Origin of the sequence: Streptomyces zaehneri (assembly GCF_032248645.1) — a bacterium.
Taxonomy (GTDB): domain Bacteria; phylum Actinomycetota; class Actinomycetes; order Streptomycetales; family Streptomycetaceae; genus Streptomyces; species Streptomyces coriariae.
This window is the reverse complement of sequence record NZ_JASTTJ010000001.1, coordinates 568,820-586,144: the sequence shown is the minus strand read 5'-3', so window position 1 is coordinate 586,144 and position 17,325 is coordinate 568,820. Positions and strand designations below refer to the sequence as shown.

Below are 17,325 nucleotides of genomic sequence, written 5' to 3'. Positions count from 1 at the left end.
CCAGGTCCCGTCTTCAGGCGGGTTCCCGGCTTCGAGATTACGGCACCGGCCCGCGCGCGGGCACCTCACCGTCGGCAAACCCACTCGATGGAAGGCGGCCCGGAACGATCGTCCCGGGCCGCCGCGAACCATGTGTGACGAGAAGGTGGCTACGAGATGCGCACCGGGTTCACCACGTCCGCGATGAGGACCAGCACCGTGAAGCAGATGAAGATGCCCGCCACCACGTACGCCACCGGCATCAGCTTCGCCACGTCGAACGGACCCGGGTCCGGCCTGCGCAGGACCTTGGCCAGGTTGCGGCGCAGGGACTCCCACAGGGCGCCCGCGATGTGCCCGCCGTCCAGCGGCAGCAGCGGGAGCATGTTGAAGAGGAACAGGGAGAGGTTGAAGCCCGCGACCAGCATCACGGCCATGGCCAGCTGCTGCGAGGCCGGGATGTCGAGGGTGAAGATCTCACCGCCGACGCGGGCCGCGCCGACCACGCCCATGGGTGAGTCGGGCTCGCGCGGAGCGCCGTCGAAGGCGGCGTTCCACAGGGCCGGGATCTTGCCGGGGAGGGCGGCGATGGAGTCGACGGCCTCGCCCACCCGGTCGGTCATCCAGGACACGGAGTCACCGAAGTCCTGCTTGACGACGCCGGTGGCCGCGCTGAAGCCGAGGAAGCCGGCCTTGATGTACTCGCCCTGGACGTAGGTCCCGTCGGAGTCCTTCTTGGCGACCTGGTTGGTGGCGATCTTCGTGTGCAGGGTCAGTTCCTTGCCGCCGCGGTCGACGACGATGGCCACCTCCTTGCCCGCGCTGACCCGGATCAGGTCGGAGAGGGTGTTCCAGTCGGCCGTCTTCTCCCCGGCGAAGGAGACGATCTTGTCGCCCGGCTTCATGCCGGCGGCCGCGGCCGGGGAGGCCGGGTCGGTCGACCTGCACTCGTCGCGGTTCTGGCTCTGCGAGATGACGCAGGGGGAGATCGAGCTGACGGTGGTGGTCTGCTGCTGGATGCCGAAGCCCATCAGGACGGTGAGGAACAGGCCGACCGCGAGCACCAGGTTCATGAACGGGCCCGCGAACATCACGATGACCCGTTTCCACGGCTTGCGCGTGTAGAACATGCGCGTCTCGTCGCCCGGCTGGAGCTCCTCGTACGCGGCCGAGCGGGCGTCCTCGATCATGCCGCGCCAGGGTGAGGTGGAGCGGGCCGTGATCCGGCCGTCGTCGCCCGGCGGGAACATGCCGATCATGCGGATGTAGCCGCCGAAGGGGATCGCCTTGACGCCGTACTCGGTCTCGCCCTTCTTACGGGAGAAGACCGTCGGGCCGAAGCCGACCATGTACTGCGGAACCCGGATGCCGAAGAGCTTGGCCGTGGACAGGTGTCCCAGCTCGTGCCAGGCGATCGAGATCAGCAGGCCGACCGCGAAGACGACTATGCCGAGGATCATCATCAGGGCTGTCATGCACGCGCCTCCGCAGTAGCCGTCAGTTCCTGGGACCGGGCCCGTGCCCAGGTCTCCGCTTCGAGGACGTCCGACACGGTGAGTGAAGTTCCCGTCGCCGGCGTGCCGTGCTCGCGCACGACCCGGGTGACGGTCTCCATGATCCCGTTGAACGGGAGCGCGCCCTTGCGGAACGCCTCCACACACTCCTCGTTGGCGGCATTGAACACCGCCGGGGCCGTGCCCGCGAGCTCGCCCACGTGCCGGGCGAGGTTCACCGAGGGGAAGGCCTCGTTGTCGAGCGGGAAGAACTCCCACGTCGACGCCGTACTCCAGTCGAAGGCGGGCGCCGCGTCGGGGACGCGCCGGGGCCAGCCCAGACCGACGGCGATCGGCCCGCCCATGTCGGGGGGCGTCGCCTGGGCCAGCGTCGATCCGTCCGTGAACTCCACCATCGAGTGGACATACGACTGGGGATGCACGACGACCTCAATGCGGTCGAAGGGAATGTCGTAGAGAAGGTGCGCCTCGATGACCTCCAGCCCCTTGTTGACCAGGGTCGCGGAGTTGATCGTGATCACCGGGCCCATGGACCAGGTGGGGTGGGCGAGGGCCTCCTCGACCGTCACGTGCGCCAGCTGCTGCTTGGTGCGGCCCCGGAAGGGACCGCCGGAGGCGGTGACGACCAGCTTGCGCACATCCGCGCGGGTGCCGGCCGCGAGAGCCTGGAAGAGGGCCGCGTGCTCGGAGTCCACCGGGATGATCTGGCCGGGCTCGGCCAGCGCCTTGACCAGCGGGCCGCCGACGATGAGCGATTCCTTGTTGGCGAGCGCGAGGGTGCGGCCGGCCTCGAGGGCGGCGAGGGTGGGCGCGAGGCCGATGGAGCCGGTGATGCCGTTGAGGACGGTGTGGCAGTCGGAGGCGGCGAGCAGGGTGGCGGCCTCCGGGCCAGCCAGGATCTCGGGGAGCGGCTCCCCCGTCCCGTACTCGGCGGCGAGGGCCTCGCGCAGGGCCGCCACGACGTCCTCGCGGGCGACCGCGACGGTCCGCACCCGCAGCCTGCGGGCCTGCTCGGCGAGGAGGGCGACCCGGCCGCCGTTGGCGGACAGGCCGGTCACCCGGAAGCGGTCCGGGTTGCGCAGCACGAGGTCGATGGCCTGGGTGCCGATCGAACCGGTGGAGCCGAGGATCACCACGTCCTTCGGGCCGTCGCCCGCGACCGGGTCGTAGACGAGGTGCGGGTCGGCGAGGGGGGCTGGACTGTCGCTCATCCCCCCATTGTTGCCGCATCGGGTGTGCGGCAGGACCGGGGTGTCCCCCGGGAGGGTCCACCGGTCGCGTACGCCCCACCCCGCGCGGCCGAAGGTGGTCGACCGTGCGCTCTTCATGTCGTCGGCCGTACGGAGTTTTCCGCACGGTTTCCCATATGGATCATTTGGTCTGTTTCGTTGGTGCTTCACCTCTCCGTGCCGCCGGCTTTCGGGCGGGAAACGCGGTCCGGGTGCCGGCCAGGGGGCACCCGGAGCCGCGGGCCGCGCCGCCGGGGGTGAGTCCGCGACCGTGCGCGGACTCACCCCCGGCGCCCGGTCAGCGGATGGGACGGTGGACGTTCGTCCGCTCGCTGGGTCCCGGTGTGGTGTCGGCGATCCAGGGGCCGTCCCCGGACGGGTCGATGATGCCGTGCTCCAGCCACTCGTAGGTGCCGGCCATGACGCCCTTGACGACCTTGCCGTCCACGTCGTCGGTGTTGCTCCACAGCCGGCCGAAGAGCTCGTCGACGCGGATCCGGGACTGGCGGCAGAAGGCGTCGGCGAGCTGGTAGGCCTCCCGGCCGTTCTCGCCGCGCGAGCGCAGCATCTCGGCGCGCACGCAGGCCGCGCTCATCGCGAACAGTTCCGCGCCGATGTCGACGATCCGGCCGAGGAAGGCCTGCTTCGTCTCCATCCGGCCCTGCCAGCGGGACATCGCGTAGAAGGTGGAGCGGGCGAGCTTGCGGGAGTGCCGCTCGACGTGCCGCAGATGCGGGGAGAGATCGATGCCGTGCTTGAACTCCGAGTAGGAGGAGGGAAGTTGGCCTGGTCCCGCCACGAGTTTCGGCAGCCACTTGGCGTAGAAGACGCCTGCGTTCGCGCCCGCCCTCGCCTTGTCCTGAAGGGACTTGTCGGGGTCGATCAGGTCACCGGCGACCGAGAGGTGGGCGTCGACGGCCTCACGGGCGATGAGGAGGTGCATGATCTCCGTCGAGCCCTCGAAGATGCGGTTGATCCGCAGGTCGCGCAGGACCTGCTCGGCGGGGACGGCCTTCTCGCCGCGGGCGGCCAGCGAGGCCGCCGTCTCGAAGCCGCGGCCGCCGCGGATCTGGACCAGCTCGTCGGCCATGCGCCAGCCCAGCTCGGAGGCGATGAGCTTGGCCAGCGCGCCCTCGATCCGGATGTCGTTGCGGTCCTCGTCCGCCATCTGGGAGGACAGGTCGAGCACCGCCTCCAGGGCGAAGGTGGTCGCCGCGATGAAGCTGATCTTCGCGCCGACGGCCTCGTGGCGGGCGATCGGCCTGCCCCACTGCTCACGGGCCGCGGACCACTCACGTGCGATCTTCAACGACCACTTGCCCGCCGCCACGCAGGACGCGGGCAGCGAGAGCCGTCCCGTGTTGAGCGTGGTCAGGGCGATCTTCAGGCCCGCGCCCTCGGGGCCGATGCGGTTCGCGGCCGGGACCCGGACCTGGTGGAAGCGGGTCACGCCGTTCTCGATGCCGCGCAGGCCCATGAAGGCGTTGCGGTTCTCGACGGTGATGCCGGGCGAGTCCGCCTCCACGACGAAGGCGGTGATGCCGCCCCGGTGACCCTCGCTCTTCGGCACCCGGGCCATCACGACGAGCAGGTCGGCGACCACGCCGTTGGTGGTCCACAGCTTCACCCCGTCGAGGACGTACTCTCCCCCACTCTCGAAATCGGTCGAGCGGGAGGCGCCCCCGTCGTCCGGCACCGCGCTCGTCGCGAGCCGCGCCGGGTCGGAGCCGACGTCCGGCTCGGTGAGGAGGAAGGCGCTGATGTCGGTGCGGGCGCAGCGCGGCAGGAACCGCTGCTTCTGTTCCGGGGTGCCGAACAGCTTCAGCGGCTGCGGCACGCCGATCGACTGGTGCGCGGAGAGCAGCACGCCGACCGCGGGGCTGACGGAGCCCACCAGGGCCAGCGCCTTGTTGTAGTAGACCTGGGTGAGGCCGAGGCCGCCGTACTTGGGGTCGATCTTCATGCCGAGGGCGCCGAGCTCCTTGAGCCCGTTGATCACCTCGTCGGGGATGCGGGCCTCACGCTCGATGAGGGCCGAGTCCACCTTCGTCTCGCAGAAGGCGCGGAGTTTCGCCAGGAACTGCTCACCGCGCCGGACGGCCTCGTCGGTGGGCAGCGGATGGGGATGGATGAGGTCCAGCCGGAAGCGGCCGAGGAAGAGTTCCTTGCCGAAGCTGGGCTTGCGCCAGTCCTGCTCCCGCGCCGCCTCGGCGACCTGGCGTGCCTCGCGTTCGGTGACAGTGGGCTTCTTGAGGGGTGGTGCGGACATGAGGCTCACCTCGCCGCGAATCGGGATCTCGGGCCACATTGGTTACCGATGGGTGCTACCCGATCGTTGGTACCCGATCCAGGGCGAGGTGGCCACCCCACGCGCGTGCGTCCGGCCCGCGCCGGAGGCGCACGACGGCCGTCCCGGTGGCCTGTTCCCTTCGGGGCTCGGCGCCCGCTCCACCGCCGGGGACGCGCCCTTCGCCGGTGCGGAGCTTGCGCCGAACGAGTGGCGGCCGCGGGGGCCGGAAAAGCTTGCCGTACCCTTCTTCACCAATCCCCCACAACTCGCTGTCGAAGCGCTTCGACAACCTATGGACACCCACCCCCGCTAGAGCTACTGTCGAACCACCCTCACCCGCCCCTGTTCGCCCTGCGCACTGTCGAAGCGCTTCACAAAACTTGGAGAGCTGGATGGTCACCCTCGCCGAGGTCGCCCAGCACGCCGGAGTCTCGGCGAGCACGGTGAGCTATGTCCTCAGTGGCAAGCGGTCCATCTCCACGACCACCCGTACGCGGGTCGAGCAGAGCATCCGGGAACTCGGCTACCACCCGAACGCGGGCGCCCGCGCCCTGGCCAGCAGCAGGTCGAACATCATCGCGCTGATGATCCCGCTGCGCACCGACATGTACGTGCCGGTGATGATGGAGATCGCCATCGCGGTGGCCACCAGCGCGCGCACGCACGGGTACGACGTCCTGCTGCTCACCGGCGAGGAGGGTCCCGACGCCGTCCGCCGTGTCACCGGCAGCGGTCTCGCCGACGCGATGATCCTGATGGACGTCGAGCTCGACGACGAGCGGCTGCCGCTGCTGCGCTCCACCGACCAGCCGTCCGTACTGATCGGACTGCCCGCCGACACCTCCGGTCTGACCTGCGTCGATCTGGACTTCGCGGCGACCGGCGCGCTGTGCGTGGAGCACCTGGCGATGCTGGGGCACCGTGACATCGCTGTCATCGGCGAGGCGCCGGCCGTCTACGAACGGCACACCGGTTTCGCCGAGCGCACGCTCGACGGACTCCGCTCCCGGGCGAAGGAGTTGGGCCTGCGGCTGCTGCACCGCCCCTGCGAGGGCGGGTACGACGCGATGGCCGTGACCCTGGCCCGGATCCTCGACGAGCGTCCGGGCACCACCGGGTTCGTCGTGCAGAACGAGTCGGCGGTCGAGCCGCTGCTCGCGCTGCTGCGCCAGCAGGGCCGGGCCGTACCGGAGGACGTGTCGGTGGTGGCCGTCTGCCCCGACCAGGTCGCCGTCCAGGCCTCGGTGCGGCTGACGTCGGTCGCCATCCCCGCGCAGGAGATGGGCCGGCACGCCGTGGAACGCCTCGTCGCCAAGCTGGAGGGGCACGGCGGCGACGAAGTCGTGCTGATCGCCCCCGAGCTGACGGTCCGGGCGAGCACGGGACCGGCGCCCACCGCCCTCTGACCCACCCCGCTCTTCCGCCGTCGCGCCCTTGCCAGGGCACCGCCATGTCTGCACTCCTTCAAGGAGCACCTCACATGAACCAGCCTGCCGAGAACCAGCCTCAGGTCAGCCTCGCGCAGTCGTCGCCCACGGTCGGCACCTTCCGTGAGCACGGCGGCGCCCTGGAGTGGAGCGGCCGCCAGGAGACCCTGCGGGTCGAGCCGTGGGGTCCGGACGCCGTCCGGGTGCGCGCCCGGCTCGGCGGGCCGATCCTCGAAGGGCTGCCGGGCGCGCTCCTCGACGAGCCGCAGGCCACCGAGAGCAGCGCCAAGATCACCGATGCCGAGGGCCGGTTGACCGTCGGCGCGCTCACCGTCGAGGTGAGCGCCGAGGGCGTGATCCGGTTCCTGCGGACGGACGACCTCACCGAACTCCTGGCCGAGGAGCGCGCCCACTTCTGGTGGCCGGGCACCCGCCTCTACACGGCCGTCGGCAACGGCCACCACCGCCTGGAGCAGCGCTTCGCCGCCTACGACGACGAGAAGCTGTACGGCCTCGGCCAGCACCAGCACGGCCGTCTGGACCAGAAGGGCCTGGTCCTGGACCTGGTCCAGCGCAACGCCGAGGTGGGCATCCCGGTGCTCACCTCAAGCCGCGGCTACACCCTGCTGTGGAACAACCCGGCGATCGGCCGGGTGGAGCTGGCCGGCAACGGCACCCGCTGGGTCGCGGACTCGGCCCGGCAGATCGACTACTGGATCACCGCCGGGGCCCCCGCCGACGCCCAGCGCCGCTACAGCGCGGCCACCGGCCGCACCCCCATGCTGCCGGAGTGGGCGGCGGGTTTCTGGCAGTGCAAGCTGCGCTACCGCACCCAGGACGAACTGCTCGGCGTGGCACGGGAGTACAAGCGCCGGGGCCTGCCGCTCGACGTCATCGTGTGCGACTTCTTCCACTGGACCCACCTGGGCGAGTGGAAGTTCGACCTGGCCGAGTGGCCCGACCCGGCGGCGATGGTCCGCGAACTGGACGAGCTGGGCGTCAAGTTGGTGGTGAGCGTCTGGCCGTCCGTGTCGCCGCTGAGCGAGAACCACCAGGTGATGGAGCAGCGCGGCTACTTCATCGGCACCCAGTACGGCCCGATGGCCCACGCCGACTGGCCGGACAAGGGTGTCGCGTCGACGGTCCAGGTGGCGTTCTACGACGCGACGAACCCCGACGCCCGGGAGTTCGTGTGGTCGAAGATCCGCGACAACTACCTGGCCCCGTACGGGATCACGGCCTTCTGGCTGGACGCCTGCGAACCGGAGCTGAAGCCCGGCTTCCAGGAGAACCTGCGCTACTGGGCGGGTCCGGGCCTGGAGGTCGGCAACATGTACCCGGCCGAGAACGCCCGCACCTTCCACGAGGGGCTGCGCGCCGCGGGCGAGAACGAGATCATCAGCCTCAACCGCTCCGCGTGGGCGGGCAGCCAGCGTTACGGCGCCGCCCTGTGGTCCGGTGACATCGGTACCGACTTCGCGACCCTGCGCCGGCAGATCGCGGCGGGCCTCAACACCGCGCTGTCGGGCATCCCGTGGTGGAACACCGACATCGGCGGCTTCCACGGCGGCGACCCGAGCGACCCGGCGTACCAGGAGGTGATGGTCCGCTGGTTCCAGTTCGGCGCGCTGTCCCCGCTGATGCGGCTGCACGGCTTCCGCGACCCGGGCATGCCGCTGGGCCCGGACATGACCGGCGGCCCGAACGAGGTGTGGTCGTACGGCGAGGCGGCCGGCGTGGTGCTGGAGAAGTACCTGCGGCTGCGCGAGCGGCTCAAGCCGTACGTGCTGCGGGTGATGCGGGAGGCCCACGAGGAGGGGCTGCCGCCGATGCGACCGCTGTTCCTGGAGTTCCCGGACGACCGGGCGGCCTGGTCGGTGGACGACTCCTACCTCTTCGGCCGGGACCTGCTCGTCGCCCCGGTGCTGACGGCGGGCGCCACGGCCCGCACGGCCTACCTCCCGGCCGGCGCGACCTGGACGGACGCGTGGACGGGCGAGACCTACGAGGGCGGAGCGGCCGTGACCGTCGACGCCCCGCTGGACCGCCTCCCGCTCTTCCTGCGGGACGGGGCGCGGCTGCCGGTGACGGAGTAGCCGCACGGGGAGAACCCGGACGGCCGGTCCCGGATCAGGGGAGGGACCGGCCGTCCGTAAAACCTGAGTCATCGGTGAACTCCCGTTGAAGCAAAGGTGAGTTGACTGGGTAAGGACCACCCGTCCTGCCCGTCCCCGCTTCGAAGGGTGTCCCGCCCATGTCCTCACCCCCGCTCGCCCTCACCCTGGCAGATCTGCTGCTCCGGCCGGGCCACGGCTCCCGGCGCACCCCCGACCGCGTCTTCGGCCGTCTCCTCGCCGAAGCCGGACAGGCCGACGGCGACCAGCGGTTCGTCGACGACTTCCGGCTGCTGCTGCGCCACTGGTCCCGGGACGAGAACCTCACGCCGGTCGGCTGGTGGTCCGCGCAGGGCCATGTCCGCAGGCATCTCGCCAACCGCGCCCGGGTACGGCGGCTCGTCGCCGAGCACCCCGGGATCGCGAGGGAGCCCATCGAGAGGCCGGTGTTCGTGGTCGGTCTGCCACGCACCGCGACCACCCTCACGCACGGCGTGCTGTCCCTCTCGGAGCAGCACCGATGTCCCCTGCTGTGGGAGTTACTGACCCCGGACCTGGAGGGACCGGCCGAGCGGCGCCGGAAGGCGGTCACGGCCGCGCGTCTGATGGTCGGCGGCATCGACCTGTTCGCCCCGCGCTACCGCGACATCCACCCCCTGGCCGCCGAGGGCCCCGAGGAGTGCACGTTCGCGCTCCCGCACACCGTCATGCCGCTGTCCCAGGCGCGTATCCCGGGCTACCGGGCCGCGCTCGACGAGCGGGACTACGTCCCCGACTACGCGTACCTCAAGCAGATCTACCAGGTGCTCCAGTACGGCCGGCCCCGCCGCCGCTGGGTGCTGAAGTCGCCCCTGCACACCGGGAACCTCGACGCGCTGCTCACGGTGTTCCCGGACGCCACCCTGGTGTGGACCCACCGCGACCCGGCCGCCGTCGTGGCCTCCTTCTGCAGCATGATCGAGCACGGGATGGCCATCACCGCGCGCCCCGTCGACCTGCACGGCCTCGGGGCCACCTGGCTGGAGCTGCTGAGCCGCTCGGTGCGGCGCGGCCTCGCGGTCCGGTCCGCCGTAGCCCGCGAGGCGCTCGTCGACGTCCCGTACTCCTGGCTGGGCTCCGATCCGGCGGCCGGCGCCCCGAAGCTCTACGCGGCCGTCGGCGCCCGCTGGACGGAGGCCGACGCGGCCCGGCTCCCGGCGATCGCCTCCCGACCCAGAGGCGCCCGGCCGCACAGTTACGACCTGTCCCGGTACGGTCTGACCCGCGCCGACGTCGACTCGGCCTTCGCCGCCTACAACGCGCTGCGGGCCGAGGTCGACCGGGCGTAGGTACGCCGGCCGGCCCCGGCCCCGACGTCAGCTGCTGCTGACGGTGAGGTTGTTGGTCACGAAGTCCAGCCCGCCAGAGGACGAGGTGATCTCGTATCCGAACTGCACGTCACCGATGGTCTCGTTGCCGAACCAGCCCTTCGTGTCCTTGATCCACTTGAGGATCGGCAGGATGCTGACGGTGCCGGAGGACGAGTCGGAGGTGCGCAGGAACGAGAACACCTCGTTCGCGCCGTTGTTGCCCTTGTAGACGGTCCAGGTGTGGCCGCCGAGGGTGACGTTGCCCTGCGAGGTGCCGAGCGGACCGACGGCGCCGTTGTAGTTCACCCAGAGCATGATCTCGTAGTCGTAGTCCGTGTCCCAGATGTCGTACGACGTGTTGTAGGCGCCGGACGACGGGACCGTGACGTTGTAGCTGCTGGACAGCGAGCCGAGCGAGGTGATCGTCTTGTTGATCACCTTCTTGGAGTTGGGGTACGACTTGATGCCGCCGGTGTTCGGGTGGTTGGCCCAGACGCCCCAGTTGGTACCGGAGTTGGCCCAGACGCACTGGCTGCCGGCGCCGGAGCCCCAGATGTTGTTGTAGAGCGTGTAGCCGTTCAGGCTGGTGTTGCCCCACTGGTCGCAGGAGTTCCAGACGGCGGCCTGGGCGGGGGCGGCGGCGAGTCCGACGGTCGCGCCGAAGGCGAGCGCCGGGGCCAGCAGGGCCTTGCCGACCCTGCTCGACATACGTGTTGCCATGGTGTCCCTTCCATGGGTGGGGGGAGTCACCACGTCCCCGAGGTGAGGACGTGGTCTTCTCCGGCGACCAGGTCGAGCGGCGATGCGCCGCCGGAGGAAGTCCGGACTTCGATGCGGTGAGCGCGCCGCGGCCGCAGGACGGCCCGGCTGCCGTCGGGACCCCAGGAGAGGTCGAGATCGGCGCCGAACCGGGTTCGCACTCCCCGCAGTTCGCCCGACGGGAGCTCCGGGGGGAGCGCCGGCAGCAGGACCAGCCGGTCGGGGGTCGACTGGACGAGCGTCTCGATCAGCACGGCGGGGAGGGTGTGCGCGGCGTCGGCGTTGTACACGTCGCGGCGGGGGTAGTGGGCGCTCATCAGGGAGGCGTGGAAGAAGTCGCCGTCCAGGACCTCGCCGAGGGCGTGGGCGACCCGCCGGCCGTCCCGGAGGCGGGCCGCGACCAGCGCGTGGTGCAGGTGGCCGTGCGCGGAGTCGTTCTCGGCGCCGCGCAGTTCGAGGGCGCGGCGGGCGGCGGCGGCAGGCCCCGGGGTGTCGTAGGGGTTGATCTCGTCGAGGGGCCAGACGCCGTAGAGGTGGCTCAGGTGGCGGTGGTCGTAGGTGTCGTCGAGGCCGGGCCTGGCCCATTCGGCGAGGGCGCCGTCGGCGTTGGTCCGGTGCGGCGGGAGGCGGTCGGCGAGGGCACGCCAGCGGTCGGCGCGCTCGGGGTCGTCCGGGTGGTACGCGGCGGCGGTCAGCAGTGCGTGCCGGGCAGCCGAGAGGTCCATGGCCGCGTTCACGGCGCCCCAGCTGCCGCCCGTGGGCCGGTTCTCCGGCGAGTAGGAGGGGACGACGACGAGCGGCCCCTCGGGGTCTTCGGGGTCGGTACGGGTGAGGAAGTCCTCGTAGAACAAAGCGACTTCGGCGAGCGCCGCGGCGGTGCGCGGGTCGCGGGCGCCGCGCGTCTCGTCGTGGTCGACGAGGGGTTTGAGCAGCCAGTCGGCGCCGGCCGTCCACAGGTGGAGCGGGTATTCGCGGCTGAAGTGGTAGGTCAGCCCGGACTCGCCGTCGGAGTGCGCGGGCGCGACCGCGCCCCGGGCGCCGAAGACCGCGCGGGCGTTCTCCCGCCAGTCGTCGAGCTGCCGGTGGATGAGGGAGGCCAGTGCCTCGGTGACTTCGGGGAGGGCGGCGGCCGCGGCGGAGGCCGTCTGGAGGTTGACGTTGGCGTCGTTGGTGAACGCCCCGGACCAGGCGGTGTCCCAGTCGCCGGTCCACAGTCCCGGCAGCCGGGGCGGGTTGATGCCGCAGGAGGAGAGGAGGTGGTAGCGCCCCGCCGCGAAGAGGCGTTCGAGCAGCGCCCTGCTGCGGGGGCGTTCCAGCAGCTCGGAGCCGGGGAGCCCGCGCTCCTCGGGCTCGGCGTGGAGGTCGAGGGTGACGCGCTCGTAGGCGGTGCGGTGCAGGGGGAGGTGGCGGGCGAGCAGGTCGTCGTAGAGATGCGGCAGCTCGCTCAGGGCGCGCTGTTCCCCGGTGACGTCCAGTTCGCCGGTGTGCCTGCGGACGCGGGTGAGCAGCAGCACGCACTCCGCGCCGGTGACCCGTACGCCGGGGTGGGTGAGCTCGGTGCGGCCGCCGGTGACGACGAGGAGGGTCACGCCGGTGTAGGCGCGGTCGCTGTCGGGGTAGCGGGCGCGCAGGGTGAGCAGGGCGCCGTCCGGGGTGAGGACGGACCCCTGGCCGACGGCGAGGCCCGCGGGTGCGCCCGGCAGCCGGTGGTCCAGCCAGATGTCCAGGTCGAGACCGGTGACCCGCTGGACGATGACGTCGTCGGCGCGGGAGACGAAGACCCGGCTGGTGCCGCCCGCGCAGGTGGCGGTGGTCTCGCCGGTGGCGAAGTCGACGGTCCGCAGGTGGTGGCGGCGTGGCTCGTCCGAGGTCGCTCTCAGCCGTATCCGGAAGGCCGGGTGGAAGGGCTGGACCCATTGCAGGGGCCGGTGGTCGGTGAAGGTCTCGGCGGCCTCCCACTCTCCGGCCAGCAACTTGTCCTGGAGGGAGGGGAGCTCGGCGGCGAGTTCGGGCGGGCGGGCGTGTTCGGCGCCGTTGGGGCGGACCAGGGTGTGGTGGGTGACGACGACCCGGTCGTCGTACGGATCGCCGAACGTGAGGGCGCCGTGCCGGCCGTTGCCGCTGAGGAAGGCGTCCTCCCAGCGGTCGGCGGGCCGGTGTTCGTGGGTTGCGTGCACGGGGCGGTCGGTGCCCGGGAGGCCGGGGTGCGCAGGCGACGAGGCTTCGGTCATGAGCGCAACACCACCACGCCGTAGCGGCCCAGCGTGATCTCGTCCGTGTGGGAGGTCCCGGTCAGCAGGTCGTGGTGGGTGCCCGGGAGCTCGACGGTCACCGGCTCACGGCCGTGGTGGAGCAGGAACAGCAGCTCGCCCCGGCGTACGGCCTCGACCCGCGGAGGGAGGCCTTCGAGGACGGGCCGGGCGCCCGCGTCGGCGGCGATGCCGGCGAGCAGCGCGCGGAGGGCCTCGGGCTCGGGGAGGGTGGAGACGTACCAGGCGCGGTCGCGGCGCAGGACGGCGGGCAGTCCGTCGAGTTCGCCGCCCTTGTAGCGGGTTTGCACCGCGTCCTGTTCGGCTTCCAGCTCCTCCGACCACAGGGTCCCGCGGAAGCCGTCGGTCCCGACGTGCTCCCCCGCCTCCAGGGGCCACCACTCGTGCAGGGTGCGGATGCCGAACAGCTCGCGCAGGCGGGCGTCCATCCCGCCGGGGCGGATCCGGTCGTCCTCGTCGGCCACGCCGGTCAGGAAGCCGGCCACGAGGGTGCCGCCGCCCTGGACGTAGGCCAGCAGGTTGTCGATGGCCGCGTCCGTCAGTGCGTACAGCTGGGGGACGACGACCAGCCGGTAGCCGCCGAGATCGTGCCCGGGGTGGGCGAAGTCGGTGGTGATCCGGCTCTCCCACAGGGCGCGGTGCCAGGCGTGCAGGACGGCCGGGTGGTCGACGCGGGTGGAGGGGCGGCCGTCCTGGGCGCCGGCCCACCAGGCGTCCCAGTCGTGCAGGATCGCGACGTCCGCCGTGACGCGACTGCCCGTCGCCTCCGGCCCGATCCGGGCGAGTTCGGCGCCCAGCCGCTTGACCTCCTGGAAGGTACGGCCCCGCTCCCCCGCGTGGCTGACCATCCCGGAGTGGAACTTCTCGGCGCCCTGGCGGGACTGGCGCCACTGGAAGTAGCAGACGGCGTCAGCGCCGCGGGCCACGGCCTGGAGGGACCAGAGCCGGTTGAGACCGCGCGGCTTGGGGTGGTTCACCCCGCGCCAGTTGACCGGTCCCGCCGCCTGTTCCATCAGCATCCAGGGGCCGCGCGCCTGGGAACGGGTCAGGTCCTGCACGAGTGCCCCGTGCTGGGCGCCCAGCGGGTCGCGTGGATCGGGGTAGAGGTCGACGGAGACGACGTCCTCCTCCTCGGCCCAGCGCCAGGCGTCCTGGCCGAAGGAGAGCGGCATGAAGTTGGTGGTGACCGGGATGTGCGGGGTGTGCCGGGCCACGATGTCACGCTCGGCGAGGTAGCACTCCAGAAGCATGTCGGAGGTGAAGCGCCTGAAGTCCAGCACCTGGCCCGGGTTCTTCAGGTAGTGGGTGCGGCGGGCGGGCAGCACGGTGTCCCAGCTGTCGTAGCGCTGGCCCCAGAAGTCCGTGCCCCAGGCGGCGTTGAGGGCGTCCAGGGTGCCGTACTTCTCGCGCAGCCAGCGGCGGAAGGCGACGGCCGCCTCGTCGCCGTGATCGGCCGTGCAGTACTCGTTGTTGATGTGCCACATCGTGAGGGCGGGGTGGCCGCCGTAGCGGGCGGCCAGGTCCTCGGTGATGGCGGCGGCGTGCCTGCGGTAGGTGGCGCTGGAGTGCGAGAAGTGCTGCCGTCCGCCCCACCACTCGACGTCGCCGTTCTCGTCGCGGGGCAGGGTGTCCGGGTACAGCCGGCCCAGCCACGGGGGCGGGGCGGAGGTGGGGGTGGCGAGGACGACGCCGACGCCGTTGGCGTGCATCAGGTCCATCAGCGTGTCGAGCCAGCCGAACTCCCGTGCGCCCGGCTCGGGTTCGAGCCGGGACCAGGAGAAGACACCGAGGGTGACGGAGTTGACGCCGGCGTCCCGCATGAGCCGGACGTCCTCGTGCCAGGTCTCCTCGGGCCACTGCTCGGGGTTGTAGTCGCCGCCGAAGAGGATGCGGCCGCGGGTGGCGTCGGCGAGGGAGGGCCGGCCGGCGGCGGTCATCGGACGGGCTCCCCGTACTGGATGCCCCGGCCGTTGGTGGCGAGGTACACCCGGCCGTGGATCCGCGGGTCGGCGGCGATGGCCGCGCCGATCCAGCCCCACTGGTGCCGGTCGTCGTTGATCCGCACCCAGCTGCGCGCGCCGTCGTCGGAGCGGTACACGGCGGTGATCGCCTCCGTGGAGCCGACCTGGTAGACGGCCGGGTACGCGGCGCCGTCGGCGGCCTTCCCGAAGGCGACGGTGTACGAGGCCCAGCAGCTGGTCAGCTTGGTGAAGCCCGCACCGCCGTCGGTGGATCGGTACAGGCCGTTCCACTTGGTGCTCAGCCACAGGTCGCCGGAGCGCCCCGGGGCCGCGGCCAGCTGGAACTGGCTGTCGCCGGAGGGCAGTTGGCCCGCCCGAGCGGTGAAGGTGAGGCCGGCGTCGGTGCTGGCGAACACGGTTCCCGTGTCGGTGTCGTACGCGTAGAAGCGTGCCGGGTCGGCCGGGTCGGCGAGCGGGGTGGCGCCCTTGGGGAAGGAGGCGACCTCGGACCAGGTCGCCCCGTTGTCGGTGGAGCGCTGGGCGGGGTACCTGGTGCCGTCCCGGTGCACGAAGGTCCACAGCAGGACGCTGCCGTCGGTGTTCACGGCGATGGGCCCCGTGGCGTCCTTGGCGAGGGCGGGCTGGGCGGCGAAGGGCGCCCAGGATCTGCCGCCGTCGGTCGACCGGGCGCCGTTGCCGTGGTCGCCCCAGCCGGTGCGGACGACGTACGACGTCCGGTGCGCGGCCTGCGCGAGTCCCGTCACCGTCCCGAACACGGGGTTCGTCGCCATGCCCCGGGACGGCGAGGCCGTGAGCCGCTCGTGGTACATCACCCCGACGTCCCCGAGGCCGCTGATCAGGTGTGCCTGTCCGGTCGGGGGCGAGATCAGGTGTCGTACGGAGGTCTCCTCCAGGCCGCGGATCCGCGGGGCCCAGTGCTTCAGGTCCCGGGTGCCGTAGAGCGTGGCGCCGGTGCCGAAGACGACGTGCTTCGAGTCGTACGGGTCGACGGCGACGGCCTGGATCCACCAGCCGAACTTGGGCTGCTCCTCACCCCACTTCAGGTAGGGCGTCTCGGACACGTCGAGGACTGCGGTGTCCTTGAGGGACGTCCAGGTGCGGCCGCCGTCCGTGGTCCGGTACAGGGTGTCGACCGCCGACCAGCGGTTGTTGGTGGAGACGACGACGGTGCCGGGGCGCCGGGCGTCCACGGCGACGCCGCCGTAGCCGAAGGTGTCGGAGGAACCGTCGCCGGTGGTGCCGCCCGGCTTCACCGGCGTGACGTCCGTCCACTTGCCGCTCACCGTGGCCAGCTTGTGCACACTGCCGTCCGCCTGGCCGTTGGGGCCGGGCGCGTCGGCGTACGTCACGTACAGCTCACGGGTGTGGCGGTCGTGGGCGGCGCGGACGGGCACCTTGGCGGAGCCGCCGGCGGGCCTGCCGGGGACGGCCTCCCAGGTGGTGCCGTCGGCGGTCCGGTACAGGTTGGCGCTCGTCCCGTCGGAGTCGCCCCAGCCGGCGTAGAGGGTGCGGCCGGCGGCGACGAGGAGGGTGACGCCCTGGCCGCTCGCGCTCGGCGTGCCCGGGAAACCGGTGGCGGCCGACCAGGTGGCGCCCCGGTCGGTGGACCTGAGGAGCCCGTCGTGGCGGGTGCCCAGCCACAGGGTGTCGCTGTCCCGCGGGTCGACCAGCAGCCGCTCCCCCGCGCCCCGGCCGTCCTCGTTGCCGCCGAGCTTCACGGTGAGGTCGCCGCGGGTCCAGGTGTCGCCGCGGTCCTCGGAACGCAGCACGGCCCCGTTGCCCGCCCAGGACTGGGCGTAGGCGCCGAGGGCGAGGTAGAGCCGGTCCGGGTGCGCGGGGTCGACGGCGAGGGCCTCCACGCCGAGGAGGTTCCAGTCGTCCCAGCCGAGGTGGTCGGTGAGCGGGGTCCAGCGGGCCGCGCGGTCGTCCCAGCGGTAGGCGCCGCCGATGTCCGTACGGGCGTAGGCGAGACCGCGGACGGCCGGGTGGAAGAGCACACCGGTGACGAATCCGGTGCCGCCGATGACGGCGTTGCGCCAACGGTAGGCGGGGGCGGCGGTCCCGGCGGCCAGGGCGAGCCCTTGCCCGGCGGGCAGCGCGGTGATCGCGGCGGCGGCCGCGGTGCCGGCGAGGAGTGTGCGCCGGCTTGGGGAGGGCGTGTGCATGAGGTACCTCGCAGGGGGTGGTGGACCTGGGTTCGTTCGGTGCCGTGTGCCGTGTCGGCCGGGGGTGGGGTCACCCGCCCGCGTTCGCGGGGTGCCGCCGCGTCCACCGGCGCCGCCCCACCGGCCTGACTGCCGGAAGCTGGGGGGAGGTTGGGGCGCCGCTGACCGCAACCCCCGGGGGTGCGGGGAACCGCGCGACCGGCCACGACGGACCCGCACCGCAGTACGCCGCGGCCCTACGCCGGTC

10 protein-coding genes are annotated in these 17,325 nt (G+C 72.0%); 3 read left to right on the top strand and 7 right to left on the bottom strand.

From position 1 onward, the window contains the following. Positions 1 to 149: 149 nt before the first annotated feature. The 3 genes from QQM72_RS02580 to QQM72_RS02570 form a co-directional block, all read right to left on the bottom strand. Entirely contained in the window at positions 150 to 1,454 is a 1,305-nt protein-coding gene (locus QQM72_RS02580) for a M50 family metallopeptidase (RefSeq protein ID WP_314219110.1), read from the bottom strand. Next, a complete protein-coding gene (gene dxr, locus QQM72_RS02575; protein ID WP_314219109.1) occupies positions 1,451 to 2,704 on the bottom strand; it encodes a 1-deoxy-D-xylulose-5-phosphate reductoisomerase in 1,254 nt (417 codons plus the stop codon). Before dxr ends, QQM72_RS02580 begins: the two co-directional genes overlap by 4 nt. 316 nt (positions 2,705 to 3,020) lie before the next feature. Beyond that, the gene (locus QQM72_RS02570) at positions 3,021 to 4,991 is read right to left on the bottom strand and encodes an acyl-CoA dehydrogenase family protein (protein WP_314219108.1); all 1,971 of its coding nucleotides are present in this window, start codon (positions 4,989 to 4,991) and stop codon (positions 3,021 to 3,023) included. A gap of 413 nt (positions 4,992 to 5,404) precedes the next feature. On the opposite strand from QQM72_RS02570, the gene QQM72_RS02565 reads away from it, so the two are divergent. The 3 genes from QQM72_RS02565 to QQM72_RS02555 all read left to right on the top strand — a co-directional run bounded on the left by QQM72_RS02565 (position 5,405) and on the right by QQM72_RS02555 (position 9,881). Then, on the top strand, positions 5,405 to 6,418 hold the full coding sequence (locus QQM72_RS02565; protein WP_314219107.1) for a LacI family DNA-binding transcriptional regulator: 1,014 nt from the start codon (positions 5,405 to 5,407) through the stop codon (positions 6,416 to 6,418). A gap of 74 nt (positions 6,419 to 6,492) precedes the next feature. Next, a complete protein-coding gene (locus QQM72_RS02560; RefSeq protein ID WP_314219106.1) occupies positions 6,493 to 8,535 on the top strand; it encodes a glycoside hydrolase family 31 protein in 2,043 nt (680 codons plus the stop codon). Positions 8,536 to 8,693: 158 nt separating this feature from the next. Beyond that, positions 8,694 to 9,881: a sulfotransferase family protein gene (locus QQM72_RS02555; RefSeq protein WP_314219105.1), complete on the top strand. Its 1,188-nt coding sequence runs from the start codon at positions 8,694 to 8,696 to the stop codon at positions 9,879 to 9,881. 27 nt (positions 9,882 to 9,908) lie between these two features. Here the strand turns inward: QQM72_RS02555 and QQM72_RS02550 are convergent, their stop codons facing one another. Genes QQM72_RS02550 through QQM72_RS02535 form a run of 4 tightly spaced genes read right to left on the bottom strand, consistent with a single transcriptional unit; the run spans position 9,909 to position 17,078 of the window. After that, the gene (locus QQM72_RS02550; RefSeq protein ID WP_314219104.1) at positions 9,909 to 10,622 is read right to left on the bottom strand and encodes a glycoside hydrolase family 12 protein; all 714 of its coding nucleotides are present in this window, start codon (positions 10,620 to 10,622) and stop codon (positions 9,909 to 9,911) included. A 26-nt stretch (positions 10,623 to 10,648) separates the two neighbouring features. Next, the gene (locus QQM72_RS02545) at positions 10,649 to 12,892 is read right to left on the bottom strand and encodes a glycosyl hydrolase family 95 catalytic domain-containing protein (RefSeq protein WP_314219103.1); all 2,244 of its coding nucleotides are present in this window, start codon (positions 12,890 to 12,892) and stop codon (positions 10,649 to 10,651) included. Next, entirely contained in the window at positions 12,889 to 14,868 is a 1,980-nt protein-coding gene (locus QQM72_RS02540; RefSeq protein ID WP_314219102.1) for a beta-galactosidase, read from the bottom strand. The genes QQM72_RS02545 and QQM72_RS02540 overlap by 4 nt, the downstream gene beginning before the upstream one ends. Then, on the bottom strand, positions 14,865 to 17,078 hold the full coding sequence (locus QQM72_RS02535) for a beta propeller repeat protein (RefSeq protein WP_314219101.1): 2,214 nt from the start codon (positions 17,076 to 17,078) through the stop codon (positions 14,865 to 14,867). Before QQM72_RS02535 ends, QQM72_RS02540 begins: the two co-directional genes overlap by 4 nt. Positions 17,079 to 17,325 lie beyond the last annotated feature (247 nt).

Bases quoted from the DNA above. Each gene is read 5' to 3' on its own strand.
- QQM72_RS02580 (WP_314219110.1), bottom strand. From the start codon at position 1,454: ATGACAGCCCTGATGATGATCCTCGGCATAGTCGTCTTCGCGGTCGGC.
- dxr (WP_314219109.1), bottom strand. From the start codon at position 2,704: ATGAGCGACAGTCCAGCCCCCCTCGCCGACCCGCACCTCGTCTACGAC.
- QQM72_RS02570 (WP_314219108.1), bottom strand. From the start codon at position 4,991: ATGTCCGCACCACCCCTCAAGAAGCCCACTGTCACCGAACGCGAGGCA.
- QQM72_RS02565 (WP_314219107.1), top strand. From the start codon at position 5,405: ATGGTCACCCTCGCCGAGGTCGCCCAGCACGCCGGAGTCTCGGCGAGC.
- QQM72_RS02560 (WP_314219106.1), top strand. From the start codon at position 6,493: ATGAACCAGCCTGCCGAGAACCAGCCTCAGGTCAGCCTCGCGCAGTCG.
- QQM72_RS02555 (WP_314219105.1), top strand. From the start codon at position 8,694: ATGTCCTCACCCCCGCTCGCCCTCACCCTGGCAGATCTGCTGCTCCGG.
- QQM72_RS02550 (WP_314219104.1), bottom strand. From the start codon at position 10,622: ATGGCAACACGTATGTCGAGCAGGGTCGGCAAGGCCCTGCTGGCCCCG.
- QQM72_RS02545 (WP_314219103.1), bottom strand. From the start codon at position 12,892: ATGACCGAAGCCTCGTCGCCTGCGCACCCCGGCCTCCCGGGCACCGAC.
- QQM72_RS02540 (WP_314219102.1), bottom strand. From the start codon at position 14,868: ATGACCGCCGCCGGCCGGCCCTCCCTCGCCGACGCCACCCGCGGCCGC.
- QQM72_RS02535 (WP_314219101.1), bottom strand. From the start codon at position 17,078: ATGCACACGCCCTCCCCAAGCCGGCGCACACTCCTCGCCGGCACCGCG.